The sequence below is a fragment of the Amycolatopsis sp. lyj-84 genome (genome assembly GCF_046549075.1).
Lineage (GTDB): Bacteria > Actinomycetota > Actinomycetes > Mycobacteriales > Pseudonocardiaceae > Amycolatopsis.
Genome location: NZ_JAJPWO010000002.1, coordinates 508,019 through 530,306, shown reverse-complemented (window position 1 = coordinate 530,306; position 22,288 = coordinate 508,019). Strand labels below are relative to the sequence as shown.

Annotated in this window: 20 protein-coding genes; 16 read left to right on the top strand and 4 right to left on the bottom strand. The window is 68.6% G+C overall.

Features of this window, described 5'->3' with window-relative positions:
* Window positions 1–137 precede the first annotated feature (137 nt).
* The 16 genes from ACLJRM_RS07485 to ACLJRM_RS07410 all read left to right on the top strand — a co-directional run bounded on the left by ACLJRM_RS07485 (window position 138) and on the right by ACLJRM_RS07410 (window position 15,557).
* Entirely contained in the window at window positions 138–893 is a 756-nt protein-coding gene (locus ACLJRM_RS07485) for a winged-helix domain-containing protein (RefSeq protein WP_101611253.1), read from the top strand.
* Between the two features lie 66 nt (window positions 894–959).
* Window positions 960–1,835: a mycothiol synthase gene (gene mshD, locus ACLJRM_RS07480; RefSeq protein ID WP_410662632.1), complete on the top strand. Its 876-nt coding sequence runs from the start codon at window positions 960–962 to the stop codon at window positions 1,833–1,835.
* Between the two features lie 229 nt (window positions 1,836–2,064).
* A complete protein-coding gene (pstS, locus tag ACLJRM_RS07475) occupies window positions 2,065–3,192 on the top strand; it encodes a phosphate ABC transporter substrate-binding protein PstS (protein ID WP_101611251.1) in 1,128 nt (375 codons plus the stop codon).
* A gap of 210 nt (window positions 3,193–3,402) precedes the next feature.
* Window positions 3,403–4,320, top strand: coding sequence for a phosphate ABC transporter permease subunit PstC (gene pstC / locus ACLJRM_RS07470; RefSeq protein ID WP_101613591.1), 918 nt, complete (start codon window positions 3,403–3,405; stop codon window positions 4,318–4,320).
* A 2-nt stretch (window positions 4,321–4,322) separates the two neighbouring features.
* A complete protein-coding gene (gene pstA, locus ACLJRM_RS07465) occupies window positions 4,323–5,240 on the top strand; it encodes a phosphate ABC transporter permease PstA (protein WP_101611250.1) in 918 nt (305 codons plus the stop codon).
* A 10-nt stretch (window positions 5,241–5,250) separates the two neighbouring features.
* On the top strand, window positions 5,251–6,027 hold the full coding sequence (gene pstB / locus ACLJRM_RS07460; RefSeq protein WP_101611249.1) for a phosphate ABC transporter ATP-binding protein PstB: 777 nt from the start codon (window positions 5,251–5,253) through the stop codon (window positions 6,025–6,027).
* Between the two features lie 360 nt (window positions 6,028–6,387).
* On the top strand, window positions 6,388–7,425 hold the full coding sequence (locus ACLJRM_RS07455) for a BMP family ABC transporter substrate-binding protein (RefSeq protein WP_233224228.1): 1,038 nt from the start codon (window positions 6,388–6,390) through the stop codon (window positions 7,423–7,425).
* Complete coding sequence (locus tag ACLJRM_RS07450; RefSeq protein WP_410662631.1) at window positions 7,406–8,923, top strand: ABC transporter ATP-binding protein; 1,518 nt, start codon at window positions 7,406–7,408, stop codon at window positions 8,921–8,923. The genes ACLJRM_RS07455 and ACLJRM_RS07450 overlap by 20 nt, the downstream gene beginning before the upstream one ends.
* The gene (locus ACLJRM_RS07445; RefSeq protein WP_410662630.1) at window positions 8,920–9,924 is read left to right on the top strand and encodes an ABC transporter permease; all 1,005 of its coding nucleotides are present in this window, start codon (window positions 8,920–8,922) and stop codon (window positions 9,922–9,924) included. Before ACLJRM_RS07450 ends, ACLJRM_RS07445 begins: the two co-directional genes overlap by 4 nt.
* Entirely contained in the window at window positions 9,921–10,778 is an 858-nt protein-coding gene (locus ACLJRM_RS07440; RefSeq protein WP_101606693.1) for an ABC transporter permease, read from the top strand. The genes ACLJRM_RS07445 and ACLJRM_RS07440 overlap by 4 nt, the downstream gene beginning before the upstream one ends.
* Window positions 10,775–11,503, top strand: coding sequence for a nucleoside phosphorylase (locus ACLJRM_RS07435; protein ID WP_410662629.1), 729 nt, complete (start codon window positions 10,775–10,777; stop codon window positions 11,501–11,503). Before ACLJRM_RS07440 ends, ACLJRM_RS07435 begins: the two co-directional genes overlap by 4 nt.
* A complete protein-coding gene (locus ACLJRM_RS07430) occupies window positions 11,500–12,630 on the top strand; it encodes an acyl-CoA dehydrogenase family protein (RefSeq protein WP_410662628.1) in 1,131 nt (376 codons plus the stop codon). The genes ACLJRM_RS07435 and ACLJRM_RS07430 overlap by 4 nt, the downstream gene beginning before the upstream one ends.
* Window positions 12,630–13,640 (top strand): methylthioribose-1-phosphate isomerase, encoded by a 1,011-nt coding sequence (locus ACLJRM_RS07425; protein WP_410662627.1) that lies wholly within the window; start codon window positions 12,630–12,632, stop codon window positions 13,638–13,640. The genes ACLJRM_RS07430 and ACLJRM_RS07425 overlap by 1 nt, the downstream gene beginning before the upstream one ends.
* Window positions 13,637–14,353 carry an acireductone synthase gene (gene mtnC, locus ACLJRM_RS07420; RefSeq protein WP_410662626.1) on the top strand — a complete coding sequence of 239 codons (717 nt, stop codon included), beginning with the start codon at window positions 13,637–13,639 and terminating at the stop codon, window positions 14,351–14,353. The genes ACLJRM_RS07425 and mtnC overlap by 4 nt, the downstream gene beginning before the upstream one ends.
* Window positions 14,350–14,982, top strand: a complete 633-nt coding sequence (gene mtnB / locus ACLJRM_RS07415; RefSeq protein WP_101606698.1) for a methylthioribulose 1-phosphate dehydratase — start codon at window positions 14,350–14,352, stop codon at window positions 14,980–14,982. The genes mtnC and mtnB overlap by 4 nt, the downstream gene beginning before the upstream one ends.
* Entirely contained in the window at window positions 14,979–15,557 is a 579-nt protein-coding gene (locus ACLJRM_RS07410; protein ID WP_101606699.1) for a 1,2-dihydroxy-3-keto-5-methylthiopentene dioxygenase, read from the top strand. Before mtnB ends, ACLJRM_RS07410 begins: the two co-directional genes overlap by 4 nt.
* A 99-nt stretch (window positions 15,558–15,656) precedes the next feature.
* On the opposite strand, the gene ACLJRM_RS07405 is transcribed toward ACLJRM_RS07410, so the two are convergent.
* The 4 genes from ACLJRM_RS07405 to ACLJRM_RS07390 form a co-directional block, all read right to left on the bottom strand.
* Entirely contained in the window at window positions 15,657–18,050 is a 2,394-nt protein-coding gene (locus ACLJRM_RS07405; protein WP_101606700.1) for a chitinase C-terminal domain-containing protein, read from the bottom strand.
* Window positions 18,051–18,176: 126 nt separating this feature from the next.
* Window positions 18,177–19,253, bottom strand: coding sequence for a hypothetical protein (locus ACLJRM_RS07400; protein ID WP_410662625.1), 1,077 nt, complete (start codon window positions 19,251–19,253; stop codon window positions 18,177–18,179).
* 10 nt (window positions 19,254–19,263) lie between these two features.
* Window positions 19,264–19,950: a VOC family protein gene (locus tag ACLJRM_RS07395; protein WP_410662624.1), complete on the bottom strand. Its 687-nt coding sequence runs from the start codon at window positions 19,948–19,950 to the stop codon at window positions 19,264–19,266.
* A gap of 101 nt (window positions 19,951–20,051) precedes the next feature.
* Window positions 20,052–22,127, bottom strand: coding sequence for a phosphocholine-specific phospholipase C (locus ACLJRM_RS07390; RefSeq protein WP_410662623.1), 2,076 nt, complete (start codon window positions 22,125–22,127; stop codon window positions 20,052–20,054).
* Window positions 22,128–22,288 lie beyond the last annotated feature (161 nt).

Genomic DNA, 22,288 nt, shown 5'->3' with positions numbered 1-22,288 from the left:
AAATCTCCTTCGTAAACCTCTTTGGCCAGGTGTGATCGATCCAGCACGGGGTAGGTCCCCGGGTGTTCACCCGCTATTCTCACCAAGCACCGGCTGTAGCCACGTTCGAGGCGACTACAAGTGAGGGCGGTGCGGCGATGAGCCTGGACCTTCTGGTGTTGACTGCGGAACCCGACGCGACCGCGGTGCTTCCCGCCCTGGATCTGCTGCCCCACACCGTACGCGTCCGTCCTCCGGAAGTGACCGCGCTGCTCGACGCCGGCCACCGCGACGTCATCGTCCTCGACGCACGCAGCGATCTCGCCTCCGCGAAGAGCCTCTGCCGTCTGCTCAAGGGCGCCGGTGAGGACGAGGCCTCCACGCCGATCGTCGCCGTCGTCGGCGAGGGCGGGCTGGTCGCGGTCAGCGCGGAATGGCGCACCGACGACATCCTGCTCCCGACGGCCGGCCCCGCCGAGGTCGACGCCCGGCTGCGGCTGGTCACCACCCGCGACGGCGCCGCGTCCCAGGTCGACGCCGAGCTCCGGGTCGGTGAACTGGTCATCGACGAAGCGACCTACACCGCGAAGCTCCGCAAGCGCACTCTCGAACTCACGTACAAGGAGTTCGAGCTCCTCAAGTACCTCGCGCAGCACGCCGGCCGGGTGTTCACCCGCGCCCAGCTGCTGCAGGAGGTCTGGGGTTACGACTTCTTCGGTGGCACGCGCACGGTCGACGTCCACGTGCGGCGCCTGCGCGCGAAGCTCGGGCCGGAGCACGAACAGATGATCGGGACCGTGCGCAACGTCGGCTACAAGTTCGAGCGCCCCTCCAAGGGGTCCGCCGCCAAGCAGCAGCAGGCCGTCGCCCCGGACGCGAGCGTCTACGAGCCGAGCGAGCTTTCCGCGCACTGAATCCCTTCCTCTCCTGCCTGACAAGACGTCCAGGCGGGTACGGGGTTCCCGGGTAGGGTCGATTTCATGCTTGATCCGACGTGGACCGGTGAACCGGAAACGGAAGAGATCCGCGGCCTGCTCCTCGCCGTGCGCGAGGAGGACGGTCGTCCCGAGGGCACCGGTTTCGCCGGTGGCCAGCACCTTCTGGGGCACTCGGACGGCGAGTTGGTCGCGTACGCGCACCTGGACACCGAAGGCGACTCGCACGGCAATCAGGTCGCCGAGCTGTTCGTCCACCCCGCGCACCGCCGCGCCGGTCATGGCAGAGCCCTCATCCGGGCGCTCGTCGAACGAGCCGGCGGGAAGCCGCTGCGCGTCTGGGCGCACGGCGATCACCCCGGCGCCGTCCACCTCGCCGGGACCGAGGGCTTCGAGCGCGCCCGCGAACTGCTGATCCTGCACGCGGACGTCGAAACGGCCGACTGGCCGGAACCCGCGACCCGCGAAGGTGTCACGCTGCGCGCGTTCGTCCCCGGTCAGGACGAGGAAGCGATGGTCCGCGTCAACGCACGCGCCTTCGACTGGCACCCCGAGCAAGGCGCGCTGACCGCCGACGAGGTCCGCGCGACGGAGAAGGAAGCCTGGTTCGACCCCGAAGGCTTCTTCCTCGCGGAGGAGAACGGCGAGGTCGTCGGCTTCCACTGGACGAAGGTCCACGAGGCGGTCCCCGGCCGGTTCGGCGGCGAGCCCGTGGGCGAGGTCTACGTCGTCGGCATCGATCCGGACGCGCAGGGCGGCGGCCTCGGGAAGGCCCTCACCCTCGCCGGGCTGCGGTATCTCCGCGACCGCGGACTGGGGCAGGTGATCTTGTACGTCGAGGGCGACAACGCCCCCGCGCTCGCGGTGTATTCGAAGCTCGGCTTCACCCGATACGAGGTCGACGTCCAATACGCTCGGTAACCGCGTTCACACTTGCGGCACTTGACCGGTCACGGAGAGCAGACGCGCAGGTCACGGCAGGGACACGGACCCCGATCGGACTAGTCACGCTGCTCACATCAGACGCCTTGTTCACTTGTCGTTCACCCTTTGACGGCCACCTGTCCACTGTCGGTGCTTAGTGTCCGGATCCGGCAGGAACGTTCCCGTTCCACCGATCCGGCGAAAGTCTCCCAGTGGAGGAAATGCAGTGAAGATCATGCGGCCCGCGGGCGCGATCGGCATCGTGGCTAGCGCCGCCCTCGTGCTCGGCGCCTGTGGATCCGACCCGGCGGCGACGAAGACCGAGGGCTCGGGCGCCGCGTCCGCGCCCAGCGGGACGGCCGGTGTCGAATGCGGCGGCAAGAACCCGCTTTCGGCCGAGGGCTCGTCCGCGCAGAAGACCGCGATCGACATCTTCGTGCAGCAGTACGCCGCCAAGTGCGCCGGTCAGAAGGTGAACTACAACCCCAGCGGCTCCGGCGCGGGCATCAAGCAGTTCAACGCGAACCAGGTCGACTTCGCCGGTTCGGACTCGCCCCTCAAGGACGGCGAGGAGGCCGAGAAGGCCAAGGCCCGTTGCGCCTCGGACGCGTGGAACCTCCCGCTCGTCATCGGCCCGGTCGCCGTCGCGTACAAGGTCTCCGGCGTCGACAAGCTGACCCTGACCCCCGAGGTCACCGCCAAGATCTTCAACGGCGGCATCACCAAGTGGAACGACGCGGCCATCAAGGCGGTCAAGGGCAACGAGTCCGTCAACCTGCCGGACAAGCCGATCCAGGTCATCTCGCGCACCGACGAGTCGGGCACCACCGACAACTTCCAGAAGTACCTGAAGGCGGCCTCGAAGGGCGCCTGGACCCAGGGCGACGGCAAGAAGTTCAACGGTGGCGTCGGTAACGGTGCCGAGAAGTCCAACGGTGTGGCCAGCGCGGTCAAGGCCACCGACGGCGCCATCACCTACGTCGAGTCCGCGTTCGCGAAGGACGGCATCAACGCCGCCCTGATCGACAGCGGCTCCGGCGGTGTCGAGCTCACCGCGGCGAACGTCGCCAAGGCCCTCGACGCGGCGAAGTTCAAGAAGGAAGGCTCCAACGACCTCTCGCTGGACCTGAACGCGATCTACTCCAGCAACGTCGCGGGTTCCTACCCGGTCATCCTCGCCACCTACGAGATCGTCTGCTCCAAGTACGCCGACGCCGAGGTCGCCAAGGCCGTCAAGGCCTTCCTGAACGTCGCCGCCACCGACGGTCAGAAGCCGCTGTCGGACAAGGGCTACGTGCCGATCCCGCAGAGCCTGCAGGACAAGGTCCTGACCGCCGTCAAGGCCATCGCCTGACCCTGTTGCACACTGGCGATTGATCAGTAAAGACAGGCTGGACAGAAGTAGTCGATGAGCGATTCGTCTTCGCCCAGAACGCCCACCGGCGACCCCGGTGGGCGTTCTGGCGTCCGCGAGACCTTCACGGAGGACCCGATTTCGGAGCAACCTGCCGCGTCACCGCCCGAGAAGTCCTCGGTGCAACTCGCGAGCCCCAATTCCAGGACGGTGCGGCCCGGTGACCGCATCTTCCAGTTCCTGACCACCGGAGCCGGCGTCTTCGTCGTCTCGCTGATCGGCCTGATCGGACTGTTCCTGCTGGTGCAGGCCATCCCGGCGCTCCAGGCCGACAACGCCAACTTCCTGACCAGCCAGACCTGGCAGACCGAACCGAACGACATGAAGTTCGGCATCATGGGCCTGCTGCTGGTCACGGTCTACAGCGCGTTGCTGGCGCTGGTCATCGCGATGCCGATCTCGCTCGGGATCGCTCTCTTCCTCACGCAGTACGCGCCGAAGCGGCTCGCGAAGCCGTTCGCCTACGTGATCGACCTGCTCGCCGCCGTCCCGTCGATCATCTACGGCCTCTGGGGCCTGATGGTCTTCGCGCCGACGATCGAGCCCTTCTCCCAGTGGGTCAACGACACCTTCTCGTGGATCCCGATCTTCGCGGCGGGCAACGTCTCGCCGGACATGCGCGGCACGATCTTCACCGCGGGCATCGTGCTCGCCGTGATGATCCTGCCGATCATCACCTCGCTGTCGCGTGAGGTGTTCGAGCGGACCCCGACCCCGCACATCGAAGGCGCGCTGGCGCTGGGCGCCACCCGCTGGGAGGTCATCCGCACCACGGTGCTGCCGTTCGGCAAGGCCGGCTACATCGGTGCTTCGATGCTCGGTCTCGGCCGCGCGCTCGGCGAGACGATCGCACTCGCGATCATCCTGACCGGCGCGGTGGGCCGCGAGTTCACCTGGAGCCTCTTCGACGGCGGCGCCACGTTCGCCTCGAAGATCGCGGCGGACTACGCGGAGCTCAACAACGAGATCTCGGCGGGCGCGTACATCGCGGCGGGCCTGGTGCTGTTCCTGCTGACGTTCATCGTCAACTTCGCCGCGCGGTCCATCATCGCCAAGAAGGGGGACTGAGCATGTCCACCACGCTCGAGAAGACCCCCGCGTCCACCCCCGCCTTCCAACAGGTCAGCCTGGCGCGGAAGACCAAGAACGGCATCGCGACGGTCCTGATCTGGCTGTCGTTCCTGATCGCCGTCGTGCCGCTGGTGTGGCTGCTCGCCACGGTGGTCATCAACGGCGTCAAGCGGATCCCCTACAGCAACTGGTGGACCGAGGACTTCGGCTCGGTGCTGTCGGACGAGGTCGGCGGCGGCGTGCTGCACGCCGTCATCGGTTCGGTGCTGCAGGGCCTGGTCTGCGCGGTCATCGCGGTCCCGATCGGCATGCTGGTCTCGATCTACCTGGTCGAGTACGGCCGCGGCAAGCTCGCGAAGATCACGACGTTCATGGTGGACATCCTCTCCGGTGTCCCCTCGATCGTCGCGGCGCTGTTCATCTACGCGCTGTGGATCACCACGTTCGGCCTCCCGCGCAGCGGTTTCGCCGTGTCGCTGGCGCTGGTGCTGCTGATGATCCCGGTGGTCGTGCGCTCCTCGGAGGAGATGCTGCGGATCGTCCCGGACGACCTGCGCGAGGCCTCCTACGCGCTCGGCGTGCCGAAGTGGAAGACGATCATGAAGATCGTCCTGCCGACCGCGCTGTCCGGCATCATCGGCGGCATCATGATGGCGCTCGCCAGGGTCATGGGCGAGACCGCGCCGCTGCTGGTCCTCGTGGGCTACTCCGCCTACGTGAACTGGGACATCTTCGGTGGCGAGCAGGCCGCTTTGCCGCTTCTGATGAACAACGAACGGGTCAGCAACCCGTTCGACGAAGGTACCGTCGCGTTCGACCGGATCTGGGGCGCCGCGCTCACCCTGGTGCTGATCATCGCGATCGTGAACCTCCTCGCCATGCTCTTTGCCCGTCTTGTCGCCCCGAAGAAGAAGTGAGCTGTTTGAGATGGCCAAACGAATCGACGTCAAAGACGTGGACATCTACTACGGCAAATTCCACGCCGTGGACGGCGTCACCCTCTCGGTGCCGCCGCGGAACGTCACCGCGTTCATCGGCCCGTCGGGCTGCGGCAAGTCGACGGTGCTGCGCACGCTGAACCGCATGCACGAGGTCATCCCCGGCGCCCGCGTCGAGGGTGAGGTGCTGCTCGACGGCGAGGACATCTACGGCAACGGTGTCGACCCGGTGCAGGTCCGCCGCACCATCGGCATGGTCTTCCAGCGGCCCAACCCGTTCCCGACGATGTCCATCCGCGACAACGTCGTGGCGGGCCTCCGCCTGGGCGGTACCAAGGGCAAGAAGCAGCTCGACGAGGTCGCCGAGCGCGCGCTGCGCGGCGCGAACCTGTGGAACGAGGTCAAGGACCGGCTGAACAAGCCGGGCGGCGGTCTCTCCGGCGGTCAGCAGCAGCGGCTCTGCATCGCGCGGGCGATCGCCGTGCGGCCGGACGTGCTGCTGATGGACGAACCGTGCTCCGCGCTCGACCCGATCTCGACCCTCGCCATCGAGGACCTGATCGGTGAGCTCAAGAAGGAGTACACGATCGTCATCGTGACGCACAACATGCAGCAGGCGGCGCGGGTCTCGGACCAGACCGCGTTCTTCAACCTGGCGGGCGTCGGCCAGCCGGGTCGCCTGGTGGAGCTGAACGACACCGAGAAGATCTTCTCGAACCCGGACGAGAAGGCGACCGAGGACTACATCTCGGGCAGGTTCGGCTGAGTCTTCGGCAAAGTACGTGAAGGCCCCCTTCATTGCGTTAGACGCAATGAAGGGGGCCTTCACGTACTTGGGGAGATAGGGGGTGCCGTCGGTAGCGCGGGGTCAGGTGGGCGTCGGTACAGGTGGTCGTGAGTGGCGATTCGGGTTCTAACCCGAATCGCCACTCACGACCAACTTGACCATGGCGGTGGGGCCCGTCGCCGGTGTGACTGGCGGGCTCCCTGGGCAACCGGACCGTCCCGTTCGCGAACCCCGCGCCCGCAGTCGACCTCCGGCGACGCCTGGCGTATAACGGCCTACACGGGTCCGCATGGTGAGACTCGGTGCCATATCGTGGACGAGCGACATACAGTCCGGGACATGTCGCCGAGAACCCTCTTGCGGGCCGTCATGGCCGTTTCCGCCGTCGCGCTCCTCGCCGCGTGCAACGCCTCGGCCAAGGATCCGGCCGCCCAGAACGCGGCCGGGCCCGCGCTGGTCCTGATCACGCCGAGCCCGGTCGGGGTCAACGACTTCCTCAAGCTCGCGGTCCAGGGCATCGAGGACTCGGCCAAGAAGCACAACGGGACGCAGAAAGTGTTCCAGAGCACCGATCCGGCGTCGATCCAGCAGAATCTCGCGGCCGCGGTGCGCGAGAAGCCCGCCGTGATCGTCGCCGTCGGCTTCAACTTCGCCGACGCGATCGCGGCCGAGGCCGAGCGCAACCCGGAGCAGAAGTTCCTGTTCGTCGACTCCTGCACCACCAAGCCTTTCCCGAACGTCACCTGCGCGGTGTTCCGTGAGCACGAGGGCTCCTACCTCGCCGGTGCCGAAGCCGGGTTACTGAGCAAGTCCGGCAAGGTCGGCGCGGTCGTCGTGCTCGACGCGCCCCAGTTCCACCGGTACTCGATCCCGTTCGGGAAGGGCGCGGAGAAGGCCAAGCCCGGCACCACGCTGGCCCCGTTGTTCATCGGCGGCGCGAACCCGTTCAACGATCCCGCCCGGGCGAAGGCGCTGGCCACCACGCTCGCCGGTCAGGGGGTCGACCACGTCATGGGCGCGGCCTCCGCGGCGGGCAACCTCGGGGTCTTCGAGGCGGCCAAGCAGGGCGGTTTCTTCGCGTTCGGCGTCGACGCCAACCAGTGCCCGGCCAGTCCCGGACAGGTCGTGGACAACGTCATCAAGCGCACCAACGTCGTCATCGGCGACGGGGTCGAGGCGATCCTCGGCGGCAAGGCGGGCGAGGTGAAGTCCTACGGCCTCAAGGAGAAGGGCATCTCCCTGACCGGCCTCGAGCCGGATGCCTCGACGTCTCAGTGCGTCGTCGCGAGCCGCCCCGACGTGCTGTCGAAGGTCGGCGAGCTGCGGGACCAGATCATCTCGGGCGCGATCGTCGTCGATGACCCCGCCAAGTCCTGACGCCGTCTCACTCCGGGGGATCGTCAAGCGGTTCCCCGGAGTGCTCGCGAACGACCACGTGGACCTCGACGTCGGCGCGGGCGAGATCCACGCGCTGATGGGCGAGAACGGCGCGGGCAAGTCGACGCTCATGTCCGTGCTCTACGGTCTCCACCGGCCCGACGAAGGCACGATCTCCTTGCACGGCGAGGAAGTCTCCTTCGGCTCGCCCGCGCAGGCCATCGACGCCGGTGTCGGCATGGTGCAGCAGGGGTTCGCGTTGTTCGGCGAACTCACCGTCACCGAGAACGTCGTGTTCGGCAGCGAACCCACCCGTCGCGGCCTGCTCGACCGCAAGGCGGCGACGGCCCGCGTCACCGAACTGATCGACCGGCACGAACTGCGTCTCCGGCCCGGTGACCGCGTCCGCGACCTGCCCGTCGGGCTCCGGCAGCGCGTCGAGATCCTCAAACTCCTCTACCGCGAGGCCGACGTCCTGATCCTCGACGAACCCACCGCGGTGCTGACCCCGCCCGAAACCGAGCGGCTGTTCGGCGTCCTGCGCGCGCTCGCCGGGGAAGGCCGCACGATCCTGTTGGTGTCGCACAAACTCCAGGAGGTCCTCGCCGTCAGTGACCACGTCACGGTGCTGCGGGACGGCCGCGTCAGCGCTCGCGGGCGCACGGCGGACCAGACCGCCGCCGGGCTCGCCGCGGCGATGACCGGACGCGAGGTCGACCTCGACCGGATCCATCCGGCCGGGAAGCCCGGTGACGCCGTTCTCGAAGCCCGTTCCCTGACCGTTCCCGGTACGGAAGGAAAGCCGTTGCTCGACAACGTGTCCCTGACCGTGCGTGCCGGCGAGATCGTCGGCGTCGCCGGGGTCGCGGGCAATGGCCAGGCCGAACTGTCCGGCGCGATCACCGGCTTCCTGAAGACCGGCGGCGAGATCGTCCTCAAAGGACAGAGTCTCGACGGCCTGTCGGTCCGTGCGCGGAGGGACGCCGGGCTCGCCCACGTGCCGGAGGACCGCGCCGAGGTCGGCTCGGCGCCCACGGCGAGCCTCCGGGAGAACCTGGCTGTCGGCTTCCATCGCAAATTCCCCTTGGTACGCAGGGGATTCCTGCGCCGCAAGGCGATCGACGACCACGCGTCGGCGATCACCGAGGCTTACGACGTCCGCGGCGCCGGTCCCGCCGCCGCGATGGGCACGCTGTCCGGCGGCAACCAGCAGAAGGCGATCTTCGGCCGCGAACTCACCCACGACGCGCCGTTCCTGCTGGTCGAGCAGCCCACCCGCGGGGTCGACGTCGGCGCGATCGAGAACATCCACGCCCGGCTCGTCGCCCATCGCGACGCCGGGCACGCCGTCCTGCTGATCTCCGCCGAGCTCAGCGAGATTCTCGCGCTGTCCGACCGCGTGCTGGTGCTGTTCGAAGGCCGGATCGCCGCGGAGTTCACCAAGGACGAAGCCGATCAGCACACGGTCGGCCTGGCGATGGCCGGAGGTGCCGGATGACCCGCGTCCGCCTCATCGCCGTGCCGGTCGTCGCGGCACTCGTACTCGGCGCGATCCTGTTGCTGGCCACCGGAACCGACCCGCTGGCCGCCTACGGCGCGATCGTCTCGGGTGCTTTCGGTCCCGACGGCATCGGCGACACCCTCGCCTACGCCGTCCCCGTCGCGGGGATGGCGACCGCGCTCGCGATCCCGCTGCGCGCGGGCATGGTCAACCTCGGCGGTGAGGGACAACTGGTGCTCGGCGCGATCAGCGCGCTCGCCGTCGGCCTGTACGTACCCGGCCCGGGGCCGGTCAAGGTCGTCTTGGCCCTGCTCGCGGGTGTTCTCGCCGGAGCCGCGTACGCCGCGCTGGCCGCGGTCTGCGAGAACCGCCTGGGTGTCCCGTTGCTGATCAGCACGCTGCTGCTGAGCTATCCGGCGATGTCGCTGGCCGGCTATCTGGTGCGGTTCCCGGTGAAGGACGCGGGCTCCAGCCTGCCGCAGAGCCCGCAACTGCCCGAAGGCACGCGACTGCCCGAGTTCGACGGCGTGACGACCGGGATCTTCCTGGTGGTGGCGGTGATCGCGGTCTACGCGGTGATCGACGCCCGGACGCCCGCCGGTTTCGAAACCAAGGTGACCGGCTGGGCACCGCGGTTCGCCGAGTACGCCGGGATCGACCGGCCGAAGCTCACGGTGCGGCTGCTGGCCGCGTCGGGAGGGACCGCCGGGCTGGTCGGCGCGATCGCCGTCCTCGGCTTCCCGTACCGGTTCATCGACGGCGCGCTGATCACACCGCAGTACACCTGGATCGGCCTGCTCGCGGCGCTGCTCGCCGGGGCGAGCCCGCTCGGGACGCTGCTCGCGGCCGTCTTCTTCGCGGCGCTGACCAGCGGCGGGTTCGCCATGGAACGCGCCACCCAGGTCCCGCGCGAGCTGACCGCGGTCCTGCAGGCGGTGCTGATCATCTTCCTCGCGGCCACCTCCGGGGTCTTCAAGCGGAAGGCGGGGCGGGCATGATCGACGCGAGCCTGTTCTCCTCGGCGCTCACCGCGCTGACGCCCATCCTGTTCGCCGCGCTCGCGGGCGCGCTGTGCCAGCGGGCGGGCGTCTTCAACATCTCCCTCGAAGGCTCGCTCCTGGTCGGCTGCTTCGGCGCCGTCGCGGGGAGCTGGTACACCGGGAGCGCGTGGGTCGGCGTCGTCGTGGCGGTGATCGCGGCGACGGCGTACTCGCTGATCCTCGCGATCGGGTCGATCACCTTCGACGGCGACCCGATCGTGCTCGGCGTCGCGAGCAATCTGCTCGCGGTCGGGCTGACCAGCTTCCTCATCCGCACGGTGTTCGGCACTGAGGGCTCGTTCAGCGATCCCATGTTGCGGGGACTCGGCCAGTTCGGCCCGATTCCCGGGCAGTCGTTGCTGGTCTACCTGTCCTGGCTGGCCGTGCCCGCGCTCGCGGTGCTGCTGTACCGGCATCCGTGGGGCCTGCGGCTGCGCGGGGTCGGCGAACGTCCGGAGGCCGCGTCCAGCCTCGGCGTCAACGTGACCAAGTACCGCTACGGAGTGATCCTCGCCGGGGGCGCGCTGTGCGGTCTCGGCGGCGCGCAACTGGCGCTGGGCTCGGTGACGTTGTTCGCCGAGAACATGACCGCCGGACGCGGCTGGATCGCCGTCGTCGCGGTCATGCTCGGTCGCGCGCATCCGCTCGGCGTCCTCCTCGCGGCGCTGCTGTTCGGCCTCGCGGAAGCGTTCGGTTTCCGGCTCCAGGGCATCGGCCTTCCGCAGCAGGCCACCGACGCCGCCCCGTATGTCGTCACGCTGGTGGCTTTGTTCCTGTCCAATATCAAGCGGAAGAAGGGACAGCCCGCGTGAGCGACGTCCTGCCCATCACCAAGATCCCCCGGCACGGACTGCCGCCACGCGCCGTCGTCGTCGGCGACCCGGACCGCGCGACCGCGGTGGCCGAAACGCTGGAAGACGCCGTCCTCGTCGGCCAGAACCGCGAGTACCGCAGCTACACCGGCACCTGGAAGGGCGTCCCGGTCGTCGTGTCCTCGCACGGCGTCGGCGGGCCCGGGGCGCTGTGCCAGTTCGGCGAGCTGGCCGAAGCCGGCGTCCGCACCTTCATCCGGCTCGGCACCGCCGGTTCGCTGGCCGACGGGATCACCGACGGCGACCTCGTCATCGCCGAGGCGGCGGTCCGCGACGACGGTGTCACCCAGCAGCTGATCCATCCGGAGTACCCGGCCTTCGCCACCCCGGAGGCCGTCGTGGCGCTGAGCCGCGCGGCCCCGGAGGCGCGTCGCGGCGTGGTGTGGACGCGGGCCGCGTTCAGCCCGCTGGTGCTCACCCTCCCGATGGCCGATTACCTCGCCGCGCGGGTCGTCGCCATTGAGATGGAACTCTCCACGCTGCTGGTCTTCGCGGCATTGCGCGGCCTGCGGGCCGGTGGTGTGCTCGTGATCGACGGCGACGCGCGGCCCGAGCACCCCGACCCGTCGGCCTACGACCCGCATCGCGACGTCGTGGCCGAAGGGGTGGCGAGGGCGACCCGCGTGGCCCTCGACGCCGTGGTCGAGTTGGAAGGGGCGGAATGACCGAAGTGTGGCGAAAAGCGGCTCACGAGCTGGCGAGCACCCTGGCGGCGGACGCCGCCGAGCGCGACCTCGCCGGACGGCTCCCGGTCCAGGAGGTCGCCCTGCTGCGTGAGTCCGGGCTCCTGCCCCTGCTCGACACCGCCGGCTGGGCGGCCGCGAACCAGGCCACCCGGATCGTGTCCGCCGCGGACGCGTCGGTCGGGCATCTGCTCGGCTACCACTACCTGCAGCTGTGGCGCACCGGCCTGTTCGGGCCGCGCGCCGCGAGCGAACCGGGCTGGTTCTGGGCGGGCGTGAGCAACCCGCTCGACTCCGTCCTGTTGCTGACCCCGGTGGACGGCGGGTTCACCGTCGAGGGCACGAAGACCTTCGCCACCGGCGCGGCCGTCGCCGATCGCCTGGTGGTCAGCGCGACGAGGACCGACAACGGCGACAAGCTCACGTTCGTCGTCGACGCGCGGGCCGACGGGATCACCTTCCCCGGTGACTGGGACAACATCGGCCAGCGGCTCACCGCGAGCGGCGCGGTGCGGTTCGAGGCCGTCCGGATCGCCGAGGACGACGTCCTCGGTGCCCAGCCTGAGGACCAGTCGGATCCGAAGGTGCCCCGCATCTCCCTGGCGGCGATCGGGTTCCAGCTCATGCTGGCGCAGGTCTACGTCGGCCTCGCGTCCGGCGCGCTCGACGCGGCCGCGGTCTACACACGCGAGACCGCACGCGCCTGGACACTGTCCGATGTAGACAAAGCGACGCAGGATCCGTACACCCTGGCCGGGTACGGCGAGTTGGTCGCGACGGCGCGGGCGGCCGGATTCGCCGTCGACGCGGCGGTTTCCGCCCTTGGCGAGGCCGACGAACGCGGCTTCGACCTGACCCCGGCCGAGCGCGCGGAAGCGGCGATCGCCATCTCGTCGGCGAAGATCGTGGCCAGCCGGGCGGCCGTCGAGACGACGAGCAAGGTCTTCGAGTTCACCGGCGCGCGGGCGACGGCGACCAAGTACGGCTTCGACCGCTTCTGGCGCAACGCCCGCACGCTGACCTTGCACGATCCGGTGACCTACAAGGCGCGCGAGGTCGGCGACCACTTCCTCAACGGCATCCCGCCGTGTCTTTCGGGGTACAGCTGATGACGCTGCCGATCCTCGCCGAAAGCGTCCGCCTCGACGACGACGGCGTGCACATCCTCGACCGCCGCGTCTTCCCGTTCGCGCGCGAATGGGTGCTGTGCCGGACTTCGGAAGAGGTCGCGGTGGCCATCGAGGACATGGTCACCCAGTCGTCCGGACCGTACTTCGCCGCACTGGGAGCGATGGTGCTCGGCGCGCGCGAGGCGGCGGGGCACGTTGACGCCCGCGCATACCTGGAGCGCGTGGGGGAGCGGATCATCGCGACCCGCAAGACGAACAACCACCTCCGCAAGGCCGTCGCCGCCGTACTGTCCGAAGTGGACAAGTCGACCGGGGACCTGGTCGAGGCCGCCACCGCCGGGGCACGATCGGGCGACGAGTTGTACCGGTCGCGCAGCCGCGCGCTGGGCGAGCACACGGCGGAGCTGGTCCCGGACGGGGCGACCGTCCTCACGCACTGCTGGGCGGATCTCTACCTGATCGAGCTGGTGCTGGCCGCGCGACGGCGGGGCAAGGAATTCTCCTTCCTCTGCACGGAGACCCGGCCGTACCTGCAGGGCGCGCGGCTGACCGCCGAGACGCTCGTCGAAATGGGCGCCGACACCCGGCTGATCACCGACGGGATGGGTGCGGCCGTGCTGTCCTCGGGTGAGGTCGGCGCGCTGGTGACCGCCGCCGACCGGGTCACCATGGACGGTCACGTCGTCAACAAGATCGGCACCCTGGGGCTCGCGGTGGCGGCCGAAGCGTTCGGCGTGCCGTTCCACGCGATGGTCCAGGCGCCGGACCAGGCCGCGCCGACCGGTGCCGACGTGCCGATCGAATACCGCGACGGCGACGAGGTGCTGAGCGCGCTCGGGCACCGTGTCGCCGGCGAACGCGTCCGAGGGCACTATCCGGCCTTCGACGTGACACCACCGCGTTTCGTGACCACGGTGGTGACCGACCGCGGGGCCTTCGCACCAGGACGGCTCCGCGAGTACTACGCAGAAGGGGAAGCGAACCAGTGACCGCAACGCTGACCGCCCGGTGGGTGGTCCTCGACATCGAGGGCACGCTGACGGCCACCAGCTACGTGCACGTGACCCTCTACGACTACGCGCGCCCGCGGCTGGGCCCGTGGATCGACCAGCATCCGGACGACCCCGAGGTCGCCGGCGCCGTGGCGCGGATCAAGGAACTCGGCGGGCTCCCGGCGGACGCGTCCACAGTGGACGTCGTGGCGGTGCTGCACGGCTGGATGGCCGCGGACCAGAAGATCGCGCCCCTGAAGACGTTGCAGGGCCTCATTTGGCAGCGTGGGTACGCCGACGGCGATCTGACGACGGAGTTCTTCGGCGATGTCGCCCCGGCCCTGCGGTCGTGGCACGAGTCCGGGCTGCGGCTCGCGGTGTTCTCGTCCGGCTCGGTCGCCGGGCAGGTCGCGTCGTTCTCGCGGACCACCGACGGCGACGTCACCGGCCTGTTCGAGAAGCATTTCGACACCGTGAACGCCGGGCCGAAGCGCGAGGCGCCGTCGTATCGCGCGATCGCCTCCGCGCTGGGTGCCGAGCCGGGCGAGATCGTGTTCTTCTCCGACGTCCCGGCCGAGCTCGACGGGGCCGCCGCCGACGGCTGGCAGACCGTCGGGCTGGCACGTGCCGGTGAGCCGTTCGGTGACGCGGATTTCGGGGCACACCGGACGATCCGGACTTTCGACGAGGTGAAGGTCGTTCCTCGATGAGCCTCCTCGAACTCGCAGGCCGTGCGCTGGCCGAGGAGTCCGCCCGGTTCGCCGGGCTGGGCTGGATGCGGGGCACGTCCGGGAACCTGTCGGTGGTGCTGGGCCGCGATCCGCTGCGCGTCGCCGTCACCGTCAGCGGCCGGGACAAAGGCGAGTTGACCAGCGACGACGTCGTGGTGGTCGGCGAGGACGGGCTGGCCGTGGCCGAGCAGCCGCATCCGGACAAGGTGCCCTCGGCCGAAGCGGGCCTGCACGCCCGGATCGCGGCGGTGTCGGGCGCGGGTGCGGTGATCCACGTGCACGCGCTCGCGCCGGTCGTGGCCGCCGAGCACTGGCCGGACGGCGTCGAACTCCGCGACCTGGAGATGCTCAAGGGCTTCGGCCGCGCCGCGCACGACGACCTGGTGACGATCCCGGTGATCGCCAACGGCCAGGACATGCGCGTCCTCGGCGACGCGTTCGAGGCGGGGTTCCGGGCGGACACACCGGCGGTGATCGTCGCGCGGCACGGGATCTACGTCTGGGGTGACGACCTGCGCCACGCGCGTCATCGCCTGGAATGTTTGGAGTGGTTGCTCCGGTTCCGGGTAGAGACGAGACTCGTCAGTGAGGAAAGGGGAGCGCGATGACGCTGCTGACCGTGTGGCCGGACGACCGGCCCGACGAGATCGCGCTCAGGACCGAGGACCCGGCCGTGATCACCGCGGAACTGGGACGGCTCGGTGTCCGGTTCGACCGGTGGGAACTCGTCGCGGACCTGCCGCGCGAAGTGACGCCGGAGCAGGTGCTGGCCGCTTACGAGGAGCCGATCGGCAAGGTCTCGGCGGCGGAGGGCTACACCTTCGTCGACGCCGTCCGCATGACCCCGTCCGACGAGCCCGGCTGGGCGGCCGAGGCCGCCGAAGCCCGGAAGAAGTTCCTCGCCGAGCACACCCACGACGATGACGAAGACCGCTTCTTCGCCCGGGGGTCCGGCGTGTTCTACCTGCATGTCGGCGGGCGGGTGTACGCGGTGCTGTGCGAGGCGGGGGACCTGCTGAGCGTGCCCGCGAACACCACGCACTGGTTCGACATGGGGACGCGGCCCGACTACGTGTCGATCCGGTTCTTCCACGACGACGGCGGGTGGGTCGGCGACTTCACCGGCGCCACCCTGGCGGGGGACTTCCCGGACTTCGACACCTTGACCGCCGGGCGTCACTGACCTCCGCCGCAAGTAGAGGACCACTCGCGTGACATGAAAGGCCCGTTACTTGCAAAATTCGCAAGTAACGGGCCTTTCCTAGCGCGCTGCCGGGGTCTGTCAGGCGGGGGTCCAGAGGGCAGGCACGTTCGGCGGTTCCCAGCCGGGCAGGGACCGGTGGCCCTGACGGCAGACGTACGCCGCGCCGTTGTGGGTCACCCGGGCACCGGTGGCGTAGTCGGTGTTCGGTTTCCAGGCGTTCGACGGCGCCGTGGTGGTCGTCGTCGGGGTGGTGGTGGTCGTCCGGGTCGTCGTCGGACTGGTCGTGGTGGTGGGTGTCGTGGTCGTCGTTCCGGTGGTCGTGGTGGGTGTGGTGGTGGTCGTCGGCGGTGCGCCGCCGCCACGTGGGTAGTCCGTCGTGAGCGCGTAGGTCGTCCCGCCGAAGGTGAACGTGAAGTTCGACGGCGACGCGATCGGCATGTAGTAGTTCAGCTGGATTTCGATCGTGGCGCCCGGCGCGATGGACTGCCAGCTCGGCACGGTCACCGCGACGTGCTGGAAGTCTCCCTTCATCCCACCGGCGTTGGGTCCGCTATGGCCCTTGCTCGTGACCGTCAGGCCGTAGCCGGACTGGTCGGACATGCTGCCGGGTGCGCTCGTGCCGTAGTCGAACTCGACCTTCGTCCCACCGGGGATGGTGGTGGTCGAATTGTTCTTGATGCGCATCTTCGGGGTGATCGGGTAGTTCGCGTCGCCCAGTGCGAACCCGGTCAGGTTCACGTTCACGTCGAGCACCGAAGACGGCGCGGGACGCGACGACTTGGTGTTGCCGTACGGGGCGGCGCCGCGCAGGCCGTCGTTGATCTTCGTGATCAGCGTGTCGCCCATGAAGTACTGGCCCTTGGCCTCGTCGAAGGCGTAGTCGCCGGCCAGCTCCCAGATCATGATGCCGCCGATGCCCTTGTCGGCCACGTACTTGGCCTTCGTGGCGAGCGAGGCTTCGTCCTCAGTGGACAGGAACACCTTCTTGTCGTTGTTCCACAGCCACGGCGTCACCATCGTGTTGTCGTAGTACCGCTCGTACTTCCCGGAGACCCGGTCCGTCGGGTCGGTCTTGGGAGTGAGCCCGTACGCCTCCAGATAGTCCGGGGTGATCTCGTTCTCGAGGTTCTTGGCGTGCCACATGGGGTTCGCGCCCGCGGGCACCTCGCCGCCCGCCAGACCGAGGTCGTGCCAGAGGTTGTCGATGCCGATCGCGCCGTTACCGCAGGGCACGGTCGAGCCGACCTGGGATCCGGTGCCCGGTGGACACTGTTTCTGGTCCGGCAGTGGAGCGGTGCCCCACAGTCCGTTCGTCCCGCCGGACACACCTTGCCAGCCGCGGGTGTAGAAACCGACACCGATGTTGATCCGGCCCGCTTGCATCGCGCCTCGGAAATAGTGATAGGCCCAGTCGGTGTTGAGATACCCCTGACCGTCGTACTGCGGGGTGGTGTACACCTGCCAGTGCGCGAGTTCCGCGTCCTTGCCGTTGTCGTAGAGCGCCGCGTTCGGCCCGGCGAAGTGGTTCCACGCGCCGTGCAGGTCGTAGCTCATCATGTTGGCGTAGTCGAGATACCGCGTGACGCCGTAGACCTCCTGGCCGCGCAGCAGCCAGCCGGACGCGGGCACGGCCGCGGTCAGCAGATAGTGCTTGCCGTCGGCGGCACCGGCCCGGTCGATCTTCTCGCGCAGCGTGCGCATCAGGTTCTCGTAGCCCGTCCACAGGGTGCCGCGGTTGGACTGCGCGATCCAGTAGTCGTCCGGGTTTCCGGCGTAGCTGGCCGACGTCGCGTACTCGTAGTCGATGTCGGCGCCGTTGAATCCGTAGTCGCGCAGGAACTTCACGACCGAATCCGCGAAGACGTCAATGCTCGCCTGGTTTTGCGTCATCTTGTAGAACCCGCCCGACGCGTTGCGCGTGCCGTCCGGGTTGAGGAAACCGCCGGTCTCGGCCCAGCCGCCGATCGAGATCAGCGACTTCACGTTCGGGTTCTGCTTCTTGTACTTGGTCAGCAGATTGAAATGTCCCTTGTAGGGCAACGACGGATCCATCTCGGCGCCCGGGATGTCCGGCCACTCCATGCCGATGGCCTCGTTGTTCGCGCCCGGGTTGCCGACCGAAACCTTGTTCTGCGCGTCGACGTGGGCGAACGCGTAGTTGAGGTGGGTGACCTTCGACCACGGGATGTTGTTGACCAGATAGGAAGGCGAACCGTTCTTGCCGGTGCGCCAGCTGGTGAAGTAGCCGATCACGCGGCGGGAGTGCTCGTCTCCCAGCTTTTCCCGGCCGTTGGTGTCGTAGACGGAGCAATAGGGGGTGTCGACGCCGGGTGTCCGGTACAGCCCGTCGGGGCGGCAGTCCTCATTGCCTGCCGCGCTCGACGTGGACGGGGTGACGACGACGATCATGAGCCCGGCCAGCGCGATGAGCGACGCCAGTAGCGGGAGTAGTTTCCTGGTTCTCCTTGGCACGCCGAAACCTCCGACAGTGGAAGATGGCCCTCGGTCCCAGCAGCTTGGGCCGCTGACCAGGCGCGCGTCAATAGGTGTAGACCAATTTCCATCCTGTGCCGTACGCCGGGGCGTACCTGAGGTTCGTCAGGTCCGGTCTTCGTCGAAGACCGAGGGCCGTTCGGGTGGCGGCGTGTAAGCGAGGCCTGTCAACAAGGTTCGGGGATGGCCATACTCCCGGCCACATCTGGTGAGTGCTATGACCCCATGCCCTTCGACGCGGGTGTGCGGGCCGATCTTGCCGGGGTGTACCGAGAGTGCTTCGGCGATCGTGTCGGCGTCGCAGTGGTCCGGAATCCCGAGTTCCGCCTTGAGCCGCCGGTGGCGCCGGACCCATTCCCGTTGCCAGTCCAGGGGATTTTCGGTGTGCTCGATGTCGTCGGCCCAGCCTTCGGGCAGCGGAGTGTCTTCGTGGGGGAGCAGGTAGCCGTTCTCGGCCGCGAGTTCGCCGACCGATTCCTCGGGGACGGCGACGTCGTAGAACCGGACCAGCTCGCCTTTTTCGGCGATACACCAAGACGTCATCGAGTCGCCATGGCTGCGGAAGTACAGATGTGCCGCACTGAACCGGCGGCTCAACTCGACGCAGCGCGCACTTTCCACTCCGCGGTAGACTTTTTCGTTCGCGAGCATGGCTTGATATTGCTCGCGAGGCTCGATGCTCCAGGAGCTTTCTTCGGTGATGTCCGCGGGGTGCTGGTCGTCCGACGGGCGGCCGAAGACGAGCGTCCACCCGTCGAGCGCGGGACTGACGTAGACCCGGGCGCATCGTTGATGCCCGGAGTCGTAGTGCTGGTTCCAGATCTCGGTGCCCAGCGACATGGTCACCGGTTCCGCGTCGGAGAGGCCGAACGCGTCGAGCACCGCCGCCTGGTCCGTGGTCGGGATGGCGAACCAGTACTCGCAACTCCGCATCGCGACCGGGACTTCGACGGCGAGTTTGCTCCGGATCAGGCGGCGGACGAGCCCGAGGTCGTACTCGCCGAGCGCCTCCGGGCCGCCCACGGCGAAGAGCAGGGCGCGAGCCGCGTTGCGCAGTGCCGGGCTTCCGGTTCGCCGGATTTCGCGCAGTTCGGGAAAATCGTCCGGCCCGGCATCTCGCAGCTCCCAGGTGCTGACGTGGTCCCCGGCGATGAGGGACTCGGCCACGGCTCTCATGTCCATGCCGCGGAGGTTAGCGACTGAGCACGACAGAAAACTCGTTTCCGTCGGGATCGGTCAGGCCCACCCGGCCGCTTTCCCCGGTGCCGAGGCAGGTCGCGCCGAGCGACACGAGCCGATCGATTTCCGCCTGTGTGCCAAGGAGGTCGAACCGAACCCGGTTCTTTCCGGTCTTGGCGTCGAACGGCGGGCCGCCCCAGGTGATCTTCGGACCGCCGTGCGGCGAACGGATCGCGGTCTCCTGATCCCGGTCCCAGACCAGCGGCCAGTCGAGCGCCTTGCTCCAGAAATAGCCGACTTCCTGCGAACCGTCGCAGGCGAGCGCGCCGACGAAACCACATTCGGCGAGGAAGGTGTTCCCGGGCTCGATGACGCAGAACTCGTTGCCCTCGGGGTCGGCGAGCACGACGTGTTCTTCCTCGGGGCCCTGGCCGATGTCGATATGGCGGCCGCCGAGTTCGAGCGCCTTCGCCACGATCCGCCGCTGGTCTTCCAGGGATTCGCTCGTCAGGTCGAAATGCGCGTGGTTCTTGCGGGACTTCGTTTCCGCGGTCGCGGCGAAACGGATCCGGAATCCGGTGTCGTCGTCCGGGATCAGCGTGTCGCCGTCGGTTTCCCGGCCGAGAAGTCCGGCCCAGAAACGCGTGAGACCGCGCGGGTCGTTCGCGTCGAAACAAAGCGTGTGCAAGGTGGCGATCATAGCTGACGTTAAAAGCGGCGGAGTCCGGCGCGCAACCGAATAAGTACGTGAAGGCCTCCTTCCCTACGCTGAAAGCAGGGAAGGAGGCCTTCACGTCACCGTCAGCAGGAGACGCCGGACCGCCCGTTCTCCACGTGCGCCGTCAGCGTCCGCAGGAACGACGGATCCCCGTCCGCGGTCACCTTCACGTCGTACCAGCCACCCGAAACCGGCCAGTCCACAGTGACCGAACGCCCGGCGCCGACCCGCACCACCCGCGTGAACCGCGAAGACGACAGTCGCAGCGTCAGCGCCGACGAGCCCGAGTTGGACAGTTTGAACTCGACACCCGAACGCCAGGTCAGGAACCGCGTCCGCACGTCGACGCCCGCGGCTGCCCCGGTACGGTTCCCGCGCAGTTCCCACCACGACCGGTTCGGACCCTGGACGACCACGCGGTAGTCGTCACCGGCCAGCTTCACGTTTTCCGAAGCCTCGCCGCGGACGTCGCGATGCGCGGGCTCGGGGAATTCGCCCTTGTACGGGTACAGCGCGAAATGCGCCGAAGACGAGCCGCTGTTCGCCAGCGACAGCGCGAGGGAACCGGACTTCACGACGCCGGACACCGAGACCTGGTACGGCAGCGGGCGCGACGGCCGGTTGCCGGGCTCGGCCACGGGCAGGCTCTGCTCCGCCGGAGCGGACGGCCGCCACCGGCTGATCGGCGCGGGCACCGCGCCCGGCCGTGTCACGCGAGGCTGACGTCCGCCGCGCGAGAAGTCGAAGGCGCCGGTGAGGTCGCCCGCCACGGTCCGCCGCCACTTGCTGATGTTCGGCTCGCCGATGCCGGTCCAGCGCTCCAGGAACCGCAGGACCGACGTGTGGTCGTACACCGTCGAGTCGACGTTGCCGCCGATCGACCACGGCGAGACGACCGTCATCGGCACGCGCGGGCCGAAACCGAGCGGCTGGCCGTTGAAGTGGTCCGCGTCGTTGGCGGCGTTGCCGGGCGGCATCGGCGGCGGGACGTGGTCGAAGTAGCCGTCGTTCTCGTCGAAGTTGATCAGCAGCACCGTTTTCGACCACGTGTCGCGGTCGGACGCGAGCGCGTCCAGCACCCGGTAGATGAGGTTCGCGCTGCCGACCGGGGTGGACGCGCCGGGGTGCTCCGAGTCCACCGCCGACGGCACCAGCCACGACACCGCGGGCAGGCGGCGCGCCTGGATGTCCGCCTTCAGCCGGGTCACCAGCGTCTCCGGCTCGCTGCGGTACATGGCCTTCTTGAACAGGTTCCGCTCGGCGGGCGTCAGCGTGGCGACACCGGCGTCGAACTGCTTCAGCAGCTTCGCGCGCTCCTCGGGTGTCTTCTTGAGCAGCGCGTCGTAGAACTCCTCGGTGGTGCGGAACTTCTCCTCGACCGAGGCGAGGATCTTCGTGCCGACCTTCTTGAACGGCACGAAGTACTCGACCGCGTTGTCGGTGAAGTTGTCCCACTCCTGGTAGATCTGCCACGGCACCCCGGCGGCCTCGAGACGCTCCGGGTAGGTCGTCCAGTCGTAGCCCTTGTGGTCGTAGGAGTACGCCGCGTTCGTGACCGCGCGATTCGTCGTGCTGCCCGGTTCGAAGCCCGTGGTCCCGGTCCAGAGGAAGTTCCGGTTCGGGTTGGTCGAGCCGAAGATCGAGCAGTGGTAGGCGTCGCAGATGGTGAACGTGTCGGCGAGTTCGTACTGCAGCGCGATGTCGCGGCGCTCGTAGTACGTCATGGTGGCGGGGGTCTTCGCCGCGATCCAGCCGTTGTTCCAGCCGCGCGCCCACGCCTTGCCGCTGCCGTTCCAGCTGTGGTCGAGGTCGCCGAGGTACTGGATGTCGTCCGGTTTCCGGCCGGCGAGCTCGGCCGCCTTGCGCAGGGAGAACGGCAGCACCGTGCCGCCCGCGGGATTCGGCTGCTCGAACACCGACTTCCCCGACGGCAGTTCCAGCGGGTGGGTGTCGGAGAAGCCCCGGACGCCGCGCAGGCTGCCGTAGTAGTGGTCGAACGACCGGTTCTCCTGCATCAGCACGATCACGTGCTCGATGGCGCCGAGTCCGCCGCGGCGCATGGGTTCGGCCATGGCGGCGTGCACGGACGGCGGGAGGAGCGTGGTGGCGGCCGCGGCGCCGGTGGCGCCCAGCAACGTACGGCGTGACAGTTCAGGCATGCGCGCGACCTTTGCCGAGCAAGGTGAACGGCACAAGAACCGAACAGGTCGGGTGTGCGGCGAACAGCGTTCGCCACGCTCTCCGTCCCGCTTCACTGCGCTGAGTGACCGTCCGGCGGGGTGACACCGCTGAACGGGCGGCGGGGCGGTAACCTCACGGG

Coding starts and splice junctions, on each gene's coding strand:
- ACLJRM_RS07485 (WP_101611253.1), top strand. CDS start 138: ATGAGCCTGGACCTTCTGGTGTTGACTGCGGAACCCGACGCGACCGCG.
- mshD (WP_410662632.1), top strand. CDS start 960: ATGCTTGATCCGACGTGGACCGGTGAACCGGAAACGGAAGAGATCCGC.
- pstA (WP_101611250.1), top strand. CDS start 4,323: ATGTCCACCACGCTCGAGAAGACCCCCGCGTCCACCCCCGCCTTCCAA.
- pstB (WP_101611249.1), top strand. CDS start 5,251: ATGGCCAAACGAATCGACGTCAAAGACGTGGACATCTACTACGGCAAA.
- ACLJRM_RS07455 (WP_233224228.1), top strand. CDS start 6,388: ATGTCGCCGAGAACCCTCTTGCGGGCCGTCATGGCCGTTTCCGCCGTC.
- ACLJRM_RS07450 (WP_410662631.1), top strand. CDS start 7,406: ATGACCCCGCCAAGTCCTGACGCCGTCTCACTCCGGGGGATCGTCAAG.
- ACLJRM_RS07445 (WP_410662630.1), top strand. CDS start 8,920: ATGACCCGCGTCCGCCTCATCGCCGTGCCGGTCGTCGCGGCACTCGTA.
- ACLJRM_RS07440 (WP_101606693.1), top strand. CDS start 9,921: ATGATCGACGCGAGCCTGTTCTCCTCGGCGCTCACCGCGCTGACGCCC.
- ACLJRM_RS07430 (WP_410662628.1), top strand. CDS start 11,500: ATGACCGAAGTGTGGCGAAAAGCGGCTCACGAGCTGGCGAGCACCCTG.
- ACLJRM_RS07425 (WP_410662627.1), top strand. CDS start 12,630: ATGACGCTGCCGATCCTCGCCGAAAGCGTCCGCCTCGACGACGACGGC.
- mtnB (WP_101606698.1), top strand. CDS start 14,350: ATGAGCCTCCTCGAACTCGCAGGCCGTGCGCTGGCCGAGGAGTCCGCC.
- ACLJRM_RS07410 (WP_101606699.1), top strand. CDS start 14,979: ATGACGCTGCTGACCGTGTGGCCGGACGACCGGCCCGACGAGATCGCG.
- ACLJRM_RS07400 (WP_410662625.1), bottom strand. CDS start 19,253: ATGGACATGAGAGCCGTGGCCGAGTCCCTCATCGCCGGGGACCACGTC.
- ACLJRM_RS07395 (WP_410662624.1), bottom strand. CDS start 19,950: ATGATCGCCACCTTGCACACGCTTTGTTTCGACGCGAACGACCCGCGC.
- ACLJRM_RS07390 (WP_410662623.1), bottom strand. CDS start 22,127: ATGCCTGAACTGTCACGCCGTACGTTGCTGGGCGCCACCGGCGCCGCG.